10 protein-coding genes and 3 tRNA genes are annotated in these 9,661 nt (G+C 41.1%); 6 read left to right on the top strand and 7 right to left on the bottom strand.

Translation table 11 applies throughout. From position 1 onward, the window contains the following. Positions 1 to 2 precede the first annotated feature (2 nt). The 4 genes from HHA41_RS07480 to HHA41_RS07465 form a co-directional block, all read right to left on the bottom strand. Positions 3 to 75, bottom strand: a tRNA-Glu gene (locus HHA41_RS07480). Between the two features lie 25 nt (positions 76 to 100). Further along, positions 101 to 176, bottom strand: a tRNA-Glu gene (locus HHA41_RS07475). Positions 177 to 488: 312 nt separating this feature from the next. Beyond that, positions 489 to 1,907: an amino acid permease gene (locus tag HHA41_RS07470; RefSeq protein WP_168461202.1), complete on the bottom strand. Its 1,419-nt coding sequence runs from the start codon at positions 1,905 to 1,907 to the stop codon at positions 489 to 491. A gap of 110 nt (positions 1,908 to 2,017) precedes the next feature. After that, positions 2,018 to 2,093, bottom strand: a tRNA-Glu gene (locus HHA41_RS07465). A 155-nt stretch (positions 2,094 to 2,248) separates the two neighbouring features. On the opposite strand from HHA41_RS07465, the gene HHA41_RS07460 reads away from it, so the two are divergent. The 5 genes from HHA41_RS07460 to HHA41_RS07440 all read left to right on the top strand — a co-directional run bounded on the left by HHA41_RS07460 (position 2,249) and on the right by HHA41_RS07440 (position 6,084). Continuing rightward, entirely contained in the window at positions 2,249 to 2,911 is a 663-nt protein-coding gene (locus HHA41_RS07460) for an IS1595-like element ISAcra1 family transposase (RefSeq protein WP_168461200.1), read from the top strand. A 171-nt stretch (positions 2,912 to 3,082) separates the two neighbouring features. After that, positions 3,083 to 3,604 (top strand): hypothetical protein, encoded by a 522-nt coding sequence (locus HHA41_RS07455; RefSeq protein WP_034589135.1) that lies wholly within the window; start codon positions 3,083 to 3,085, stop codon positions 3,602 to 3,604. Positions 3,605 to 3,835: 231 nt separating this feature from the next. Further along, positions 3,836 to 4,339, top strand: coding sequence for a hypothetical protein (locus HHA41_RS07450; protein ID WP_168461201.1), 504 nt, complete (start codon positions 3,836 to 3,838; stop codon positions 4,337 to 4,339). Between the two features lie 172 nt (positions 4,340 to 4,511). Continuing rightward, a complete protein-coding gene (locus HHA41_RS07445; RefSeq protein ID WP_034589131.1) occupies positions 4,512 to 5,261 on the top strand; it encodes a hypothetical protein in 750 nt (249 codons plus the stop codon). Positions 5,262 to 5,421: 160 nt separating this feature from the next. Beyond that, on the top strand, positions 5,422 to 6,084 hold the full coding sequence (locus HHA41_RS07440; protein ID WP_168461200.1) for an IS1595-like element ISAcra1 family transposase: 663 nt from the start codon (positions 5,422 to 5,424) through the stop codon (positions 6,082 to 6,084). A gap of 56 nt (positions 6,085 to 6,140) precedes the next feature. Here the strand turns inward: HHA41_RS07440 and HHA41_RS07435 are convergent, their stop codons facing one another. From HHA41_RS07435 to pyrC, 3 genes are all read right to left on the bottom strand, one after another. Then, positions 6,141 to 6,299: a hypothetical protein gene (locus tag HHA41_RS07435; RefSeq protein WP_168418627.1), complete on the bottom strand. Its 159-nt coding sequence runs from the start codon at positions 6,297 to 6,299 to the stop codon at positions 6,141 to 6,143. 167 nt (positions 6,300 to 6,466) lie between these two features. Further along, positions 6,467 to 7,129 carry a ribonuclease T gene (gene rnt / locus HHA41_RS07430; protein WP_168418626.1) on the bottom strand — a complete coding sequence of 221 codons (663 nt, stop codon included), beginning with the start codon at positions 7,127 to 7,129 and terminating at the stop codon, positions 6,467 to 6,469. Then, on the bottom strand, positions 7,114 to 8,148 hold the full coding sequence (gene pyrC, locus HHA41_RS07425) for a dihydroorotase (protein ID WP_168461199.1): 1,035 nt from the start codon (positions 8,146 to 8,148) through the stop codon (positions 7,114 to 7,116). The genes rnt and pyrC overlap by 16 nt, the downstream gene beginning before the upstream one ends. A gap of 197 nt (positions 8,149 to 8,345) precedes the next feature. Between pyrC and HHA41_RS07420 the strand changes: the two genes are divergently transcribed. Beyond that, the gene (locus tag HHA41_RS07420; protein WP_168461204.1) at positions 8,346 to 9,605 is read left to right on the top strand and encodes a GGDEF domain-containing protein; all 1,260 of its coding nucleotides are present in this window, start codon (positions 8,346 to 8,348) and stop codon (positions 9,603 to 9,605) included. Positions 9,606 to 9,661 lie beyond the last annotated feature (56 nt).

Raw genomic sequence — 9,661 nt, 5'->3', positions numbered from 1 at the left:
GGCGTCCCTACGGGGATTCGAACCCCGGTTACCGCCGTGAAAGGGCGATGTCCTAGGCCTCTAGACGATAGGGACTTAAAAAAATACTTACTTCTGAAATTGGCGTCCCTACGGGGATTCGAACCCCGGTTACCGCCGTGAAAGGGCGATGTCCTAGGCCTCTAGACGATAGGGACGTTTCAGAGGTGGGCGTATAATAGGGCGTATATTGGGGGGTGTCAAACGCTTTTCTGCAATAATTTTGAAAAAAATGTCCGACTGGATAAAATTAAAACTATTCAGCTCAAGTCATTGCATTTAAGTGGTAAAAATCATGCTTTTCACACAATTTGAAGTGTGCACATTTTTAGTTCAGCTAGTTTAATAATTTATGTAACAACAAGATTGATCTTTAATCTAAATACAACGCAAAAATAAAACAGGAGAATAATCTTTTAGATTACCCTCCTGTTCGTATTCATTTTTAAAGTGAACTGTTGAATATAGACTTATGATTTTGGATGATAAATCGTGTAATAGCTGATATAGCACAGTGCAATAAAAATCATACAGCCAATAAAGCCAGCCCACATTTCAGGGTCAAATACCATGCTAAGGCAGGTGATAAAGCAAAACACAAAACCTAAAATAGGGACAAGCGGGAACAGTGGTGATGCAAAGCCAAGGTCTTGAACGGTTTTACCTTGTTTATACCATTGACGTCGGAAATTGAACTGGCTTAAACAAATACTCATCCACACCACTACCATAGTAAACGCAGCAACACCCAACAGGTTTTTAAAGATGGTTTCAGGTGCGAATTGTTCAGACAATAAACCTGGCATTGCCCCTAACATCGTTACCATCACTGCAATGTATGGAATACCGCGTGCATTCACTTTAGAGAAAATCTGCGGTAATTGTTTTTGATGTGACAACGACCACATCATCCGTGAAGCTGCAAATAAGCCAGAGTTTGCAGCAGACAGTAAAGCTGTAATAATCACAAAGCGAATAATATCTTCTGCATAAGGAATACCAATCTGATTAAACACGGTCACAAAAGGACTGCTGCTGACGCCTTCAGCGGCCAAACCTGCAGCCTGATGAGGCAATAAGGCACTGATCACGACAATTGTACCCACAAAGAAAATCAACAGGCGGAAAATGGCAGTGTTAATGGCTTTGGGTACATTTTTGGCAGGATCTTTAGTTTCACCTGCAGCGACACCAATTAGCTCAGTGCCTGAAAAGGCAAAATTCACAATTAACATGGTGGCAAAAATAGGGAGTAAACCTTCAGGAAACCAGCCTTGTGCGGTCAAATTGCTGAATAATGGTGCGGAGCTATAACCTTGATAAGATACAGCGCCAAAAATAGCCATTAAACCCAAAACAATAAAGGCAATTACGGTGACTACTTTGACTAATGACAGCCAAAATTCAGACTCTGCAAAAAGGCGGGTTGAAATCATATTCAAACTGAACACGACGCCACCAAAAATGAGTGTCCAAATCCACATGGAAATATGCGGAAACCATTCCTGCATGAGCAAGGCAGCAGCGGTAAACTCTGTACCCAAGGTGACTGACCACGTGAGCCAATACAGCCAAGTAATGGTATAACCCGTGCCTGGGCCAATATATTGTTTGGCATAAGCACCAAATGAACCTGAAACAGGCAAGTGTACGGCAAGTTCGCCCAAACACAGCATGACCATGTAGGCAATTAAACCACCAAAAATATACGCGATAATTGCGCCAATAGGCCCTGTTTGTGCAATCACTTCACCTGAGCCAAGAAATAAACCTGTACCAATGGCTCCGCCCAATGAAATCATAACCAAATGGCGGGTACTCATTGCACGTTTTAAAGGCTCAGCACGACCTTGATGCACAGCATCATTCTGATGATTGGATGACTGCATAAGTGATAGGAGAAAAAATAAAAGAAGCGAAGTATTGTAGAGAAAAACTACAATTCTGCAATCTTGAAAATAATATGTTTGAATTAGAAATAATCGTATAGCACGATAAATGGCGTCCCTACGGGGATTCGAACCCCGGTTACCGCCGTGAAAGGGCGATGTCCTAGGCCTCTAGACGATAGGGACGTTGTGAGGTGATGCGTATATTATTAATTTTTAAGGTGAGTGTCAAACCAGAATTAAATAAAATCCAATCACTAAATTGCAATTTGTTTAAAAAATAATAACTCACAAATAAAGAAGGCTCTAGACTAGCAAAATGATTATATTAGTCTAGAATCATGATAGAAAACAGTAAATTAAGTCACTACAAGATTAAAAAAATTATTCAATGCTTTTGTGTTGATATTCCTGCTTCCAAAACAGCCTTATTACTCAATTTAAATCGTAATACGATTAACTATTGGTACATGCTTTTTAGAGAAACTATCTATGATCATCAAACAGATTTAAGAGCTAAGTTTGTTGGTTCAATAGAAGTAGATGAAAGCTATTTTGGAGCGAAAAGGCAACGTGGGTTTCATGGAAAGTTAAAGCGTGGTCGTGGGACTCTAAAACAGCCAGTATTTGGAATATTCGAACGTAATGGGCTCGTCTATACTGAAATCGTACCTGACTGTAAAATGAAGACTTTACAAGAGGTTATCATTGGTAAAGTTTCACTTGAGAGTGTGATTTATAGTGATGGATGGCGTGGCTATAATGGTCTTGTTGATGTGGGTTATTCAAAGCATTTTAGAGTAAATCACGGAGCAAATGAGTTTGCTAGAGGAGAATGTCATATAAATGGAATAGAATCATTTTGGAGCTTTTGTAAAAGAAGGCTAGCAAAGTTTAACGGCATATCAAAAGAGTACTTTGATTATCATCTTAAAGAAACTGAATGGCGTTGGATGAGGGAACCTAATGAGTTAGCAACTGAGCTGTGGAACCTCATTAGGTAAAATTAAGTGTAAATCTGCTAGTCTAGAGCCTTTAGTTTATATGTCATTCATCTGAGGAAGCATGAGTTCTGCAAAAAATCGCGCTAAGCTAGTTAATAACCAATCCAGAACTGACTTTAATTCATTGGTCACAGCATTCAGCCTGTGACCAAGAGAAATGGGGTAAAGCCAATGAACAGCATCAGAATATCGTTATGTGGCATCCTGTTGGGCACTTGCAGCCTAGGGGTATACGCAGAGGAAGAAAAAGAGGTTGTGACTTTACCGAAGATGACCGTGATGGCCGAACCGGAAATGAGTAATGAAACCGGCTATGTGCCATTTGTACAGGAAGAGAAGAATCTGCGTGCGCTCCAGCATCAGGTGATTCGTGGGACATGGAATGCCGAGAATTTCATGGTCAATCCGGATATCGTTGCCAACCTGGATTTTCAGCCAATACCGGAACCGAATCTGAACTCCCTGTCGCCAGCGCTACAACAGTATGTCATGACCATTGCCCAAGGTTTGCAATCCAGTGACCCGACTCAAGGGCTATATACCATTCTGGGAAATTTCGGCATTGACCGTAGTAATAGTATGGATCCAGATCGTGGCATCAAGTTCAACATCAATATGGACAAGGTGAATATCGGTTTCCTGGAAAATCAGAATCATACTGTTCCTGCAGTGCAATTGCCGCGATATCCTTAAGGTATTGCTGACAGATCTATCCCCGCCAGTCGGGGATTTTTTATTTCTAGAATTTACTGGAAATGGATCATTTATTCTTAATTTCCAGCTAAAAATTAGCCTGAAACAAGCACCAGTGATCAGGCTGTAATGACCGTGTATCAACGCTCACAGGAATACTGATCACCTTTACACAAGTTCAAGCAAGAATAAGGTTTCTCCCACTGAAATGATGATGCGGAGGTTTTCCTTATGCGTCCCCTCGACACAACTTTTCTGATGTTACTGAGCCTGTTTACTGCACTTCGCCTGGTCGATGCTCATGCCGCGCCAGATCCCGTCACTTTGCCGACACTGACCGTAATGGCAGATCGTGAATTGCGAGAAGAAACAGAGTTCATGCTTCCCTTGCAAGAACAATATAGCCAGAAAAAGGCTTTAAACATGCGGATGATGAAGATTGAACGTGAACTGCAGGACTATACTGTCAATGCTGATTATGCCGGTGATATCGAGATTATACCAAGATCTAATCCGGCACGGCTGGATGACTTACCACCGGGCCTGCAGCAATATGTGCAGTCAATTGCTGATGGCTTGCGCTCCGCTGATCCGCGCGATGGTATTTACCTGATGCTGGCGCCATTTGGTATCGACCGAAATGCCACCAATGTGCAGCGAGCCCGAGAGCAGTTTAATCAGAACAATGTGGACCGGACTTTACTGAATCAATGGTGTGCAGCCAATGGCTGTTAAAAGCTTCAAGACCGTTTAAGCACGTTGCATCTTTAAAACGTGCTTAAATCGGTTGAAGCAATAGCCCGATGGCTGCTGTAGGTTTTTGTATAGCTAGATTGCTTTTTATCCAAAAAATCAGCATATTGATGAAAAGGTAATCGATGTTTACCTGCAGCAGAGGAGCATGTGCATGCCACGTGTCTTTGTCATTCTGGCTGGAGCAACGCTGGTGGTCTTTGCTGGCTTGTTCTATCAATACACCATGCAGAAGCAGGATAAAGCCCAGCTGATTGAATATGAGGCAGTGCTGACCGAAAAGACGGCAGAAATTTTCGAGCAGGCGCAGGATTGGGAAAAACCAATCCAGCTGGAGATTGAAGAAGAGCGGCTGGATGGTGACTATGCGGTGATGGCCGAGTATGTGCTGGGCCAGATGCGTGATCGTGCCGAAGAACGCAACCAGTACTTACGTGACCTCAAAGCAGCCAAGTGGGATCAGTTCCTGAATATCGACCGTCTCGCCAAGGATCAGACCCAAGGCTATAAAGAAACCGAAGCCATGCTCAAGCAAGTGCATCAGATTGTCGATGACTATGAAGCCACCATCAAGCGCCGTGAAGCCAACCAGATTGAAGAAGTGAAACAGCTCGATATCAAGCAGCGTTACCGTCAGCAGTTGGCACAGAACCTGAGAGCGACCGAGCAGGAAAATGATGCCTATGCCATTTTTGAAATTGAAAAGCAGAGTCTGGCCAAAGCCGATCAGCTCTTTGCCTTGCTAAAGAAATATAAATGGGAAAAACGCAACCGCATGTTTATGTTCCATGATGAGAAAGCGGTTCAGCCCTTTATCGCGCTATATAAAGATATTGAAAATTTAAATAAACAGATGCAGCAAATTAAGACGAAAAATCAAAAAATTGTCGAAGAAGCTTTGTAACATTTCTTAATAAATAAAATGCTATCTCCATCACATTTTATGTATATTGAATTGAATGAATAGAAAAGAAACAACCAATTGCCAGGATGGCGAGCGGTGAAATGATTCATTTGATATTAATGGCTCTAGACTAGCAAAATGATTATATTAGTCTAGAATCATGATAGAAAACAGTAAATTAAGTCACTACAAGATTAAAAAAATTATTCAATGCTTTTGTGTTGATATTCCTGCTTCCAAAACAGCCTTATTACTCAATTTAAATCGTAATACGATTAACTATTGGTACATGCTTTTTAGAGAAACTATCTATGATCATCAAACAGATTTAAGAGCTAAGTTTGTTGGTTCAATAGAAGTAGATGAAAGCTATTTTGGAGCGAAAAGGCAACGTGGGTTTCATGGAAAGTTAAAGCGTGGTCGTGGGACTCTAAAACAGCCAGTATTTGGAATATTCGAACGTAATGGGCTCGTCTATACTGAAATCGTACCTGACTGTAAAATGAAGACTTTACAAGAGGTTATCATTGGTAAAGTTTCACTTGAGAGTGTGATTTATAGTGATGGATGGCGTGGCTATAATGGTCTTGTTGATGTGGGTTATTCAAAGCATTTTAGAGTAAATCACGGAGCAAATGAGTTTGCTAGAGGAGAATGTCATATAAATGGAATAGAATCATTTTGGAGCTTTTGTAAAAGAAGGCTAGCAAAGTTTAACGGCATATCAAAAGAGTACTTTGATTATCATCTTAAAGAAACTGAATGGCGTTGGATGAGGGAACCTAATGAGTTAGCAACTGAGCTGTGGAACCTCATTAGGTAAAATTAAGTGTAAATCTGCTAGTCTAGAGCCTAAAGAATTAGCTGAACGAATCCATTTTAATGTTCGGGTGTTTGGTATTGCTTTTCTGCAGCTGTTTCTGTTGCGGGTACAGTTTGAGTTGGAGTTTCTGCCTTGTCGCTGTCACGGTTAACAATATAGATATATAACGCAGAAGGCGCCAAAATGACCAGAACCAAGAGAATCTTTTTTAACATGACAGCAAAGCACAAATAATTGAACTGACTCATTATAACCAAATAAAGGTTAAAAGAGTGATTCAGTGCCTAAGGTGAGTAAAAGATAAGTTGTTACTATAAAAAACATGGCAGACGTTTAACGGCTGCCATGTTTAGATCAATCAAAATGAGAAATTGGGGGGAGATTATGTTTCAGGGTTAAGTAGGGTTTCGACCAAGTGCGGTGCAAGTTTGTTTAGAATAAAACAAAAGAGTTCCGCTGTTTTTTGAGTATCGTACAGTGCCGAGTGAGCCTCTTTACCATCAAACTCAATACCTGCCTGAATACATGATTTTGCCAGCACCGTTTGACCAAACATCACAGCACTTAAAGTCACAGTATCGAACACAGAAAAGCTGTGGAATGGATTTTGGTTTTTAGTGCCTGTACGGGCAATGGCTGCTTGTACAAAGCCTAAGTCAAAATGTGCATTGTGACCCACTAAAATAGCATGGGTACAATTTTGCTGACGTCGCACTTCATTTATAGATTTGAAAATCCGCTTTAACGCTGTTTTTTCATCTTCAGCCATGGCCACACGCATTGGGTTAAATGGGTCAATCCCAATAAAATCCAATGAGCGACGGTCTAAATTTGCCCCTTCAAATGGGTTGATATGCGCATGATACGCTTCACCTGGAACAAATTTGCCTTCAGCATCATAAATGATGGGAATAGCAGCAATTTCCAATAAAGCATCGGTTTGGGCATTAAAGCCTGCGGTTTCAACATCGACCACCACAGGCAAAAAACCACGAAAACGTTGCCCCATAACGGGCAAAGTTGTATCTGTCACACTTTTCTCCATTGAATGGTTTTACCCGCATATAGCGGAATAATTTGTTCACCATCCAAGTAGTCTAAACTGGTTGGAATAGTTTGCTCTTCTTTTACCAAGGTAATGGTGTTGGTATTACGTGGCAAACAATAGAAATCTGCACCAAACAAGCTAGCAAAACCTTCTAGGCGATCAATACGGCCGACTTGGTCAAAAGCTTGCGCATAGAGTTCAATTGCAGTAGGGGCACTATAACAGCCTGCGCAACCACATGCATTTTCTTTAGCATTTTTTGAGTGTGGTGCACTGTCTGTGCCTAAGAAAAATTTAGGATTGCCACTGGTTGCAACTTCCAATAATGTTTGTTGATGCGTTTGACGTTTCAAAATTGGCAAACAATAGAAATGCGGTTTTACACCACCCACCAACATATCATTACGGTTAAACAATAAATGTTGTGGGGTAATAGTTGCTGCTACATTGCGACCTTGTTCTAAAACAAATTGTGCGGCTTCAGAAGTGGTAATGTGCTCAAGTACCAGTTTCAAGTTGGGGAACTGTTGTAATAAAGGAGATAACACTTCATCTAGGAAACGCTTTTCACGGTCAAAAATATCGACATGATGATGTGTGACTTCACCGTGCAACAATAAAGGCACTTGCTGCTCTTCAAGTTGCTCAATCACCGCATATACTTTACGAATGTCGCTGACCCCATTGTCTGAATTGGTGGTCGCGCCAGCAGGGTAAAGTTTAATTGCATTCACATGCGCAGATTCTTTTATTTTTTTAACTTCTTCAGGCGAGGTCTGATCGGTAAAATACAACACCATGCGAGGGTCAAATGCGATACCTTCAGGCACGTGTGCCATGATGCGTTCACGATAGGCCTCTGCTTCTTCCACCGTTTTCACAGGTGGAACTAGGTTAGGCATACAAATTGCGCGTGAAAATTGCTTGGCAAGATCGGGTACAGTACGTTGAAGTGCTAAACCATCACGTAAATGTGCATGCCAGTCATCTGGCTGGATAAGAGTAATCGTATTCAAGGCGCTGCCAGTCTGAAAAATAAAACAGATGATAATCTATAAATGTTAAAATGGTAACGTCGAAAGCCATAAAAAATAGAAATGGCTGAATTAATTTTGCTGACATTGTGTTATTTTTAAACCACTAAAAAAATTATATGGCTTGTTGGGGCATTGGGTTGTAGAACCTGAGCAGTTAAATGGAATTTAAAGCATCCATGGAATACAAATATAAATTAGCGAAATTACAGTACGACAAAGAAAAAAATGAGGCGTTGATTAAACGTCAGCGCAAACGTGCGGGGCAGGTTTTTCCAAAGCAGTTAGAGCTTGAGTTTTGGCAACAACATCTTGAACAAGCACGCCACAATATTAATCAATACTTTTGGTCGGGTGTACTGATTTACTTCATTTTGACCGTACTGATTATTACAGGTGATTATTGGATCATTGACCGTGCTGCTTTTAAGCACGATTTCATCCATTCTTTTCTAGGTTTGGTTAATGGAGCATTTTGCTTACTCACGCTGTTTTTCTTTGCACATTATCACGTATTGCGTCCGTACTACGCCTATGCCGCTATGGGGCTGATTTTCTGGGCAATTGTGTCGATGACATGGCTAACCATGACCGTACATACCGAAGTGTTCAGACACCAAGCCATGATGATTATTTGCATGATTTATATTATGGGGTATGTACTAACAGGGGTGAAGCCATTTCACATGCTGCTGACAGGCTTAATGGCGGCTGTAGTTGCGATGGTAATGCTTCTGACTTTATATATTCCTATTGATGTGATGGTGATGGGGCGGGTGTTGGTTGGCAGTACGGTGATGGGTTTTTTGATCAGTAAAATGCTGTGTACCCGTGAGCGAATGATTTTCTTGGTGATGCACCAAGCCCGACTCAGTGAAAAAATTAACCGTATCCATGCCGAAGAGTTGTTGCATTTAAGTCAGCATGATTCATTGACCAAAGTTTCCAATCGACGCACCTTTGATGAAATGCTGGACAGTTTTTTTGAGCAGGCTCGACATGATGAAACAGCTTTGTCTTTGTTATTTATCGATGTAGATTTCTTTAAAAAATACAACGACCATTACGGGCATCAAAAGGGCGATGAAGTGATTTCCTCAATTGCCAAGTCGATCAAAGATTCTATTCGCCACATGGATTTTGTGGCACGTTATGGTGGCGAGGAGTTTGTGGTGTTGCTGCCTGAAACCGATGCGCATGGTGCTTATGCAGTCGCTTCCAATATTTTTAAAGCGGTAGAGCGTTTGGCAATTCCACATAGCCAGTCTACGGTGGCAAGTACTGTTACCATCAGCTTAGGTTTTACGGTTTATAAAGGTGAGGCAGACATTTTTAAAAGCGATTTTCTGCAACGTGCAGACCAAGCGTTGTACCGTGCTAAACAGTTAGGACGCAATCAAATTTATTATCACACTTTGCAAGTGGAAGAGATGCTTTAAAAACTGTTTGTACTTAAAAAGATTTTACAGGTAGTAAGTTTCTGATTCAAAACTAA

The organism is Acinetobacter sp. A1 (assembly GCF_012371315.1).
Classification (GTDB): Bacteria; Pseudomonadota; Gammaproteobacteria; order Pseudomonadales; family Moraxellaceae; genus Acinetobacter.
This window is presented reverse-complemented; position numbering and strand designations above follow the sequence as displayed.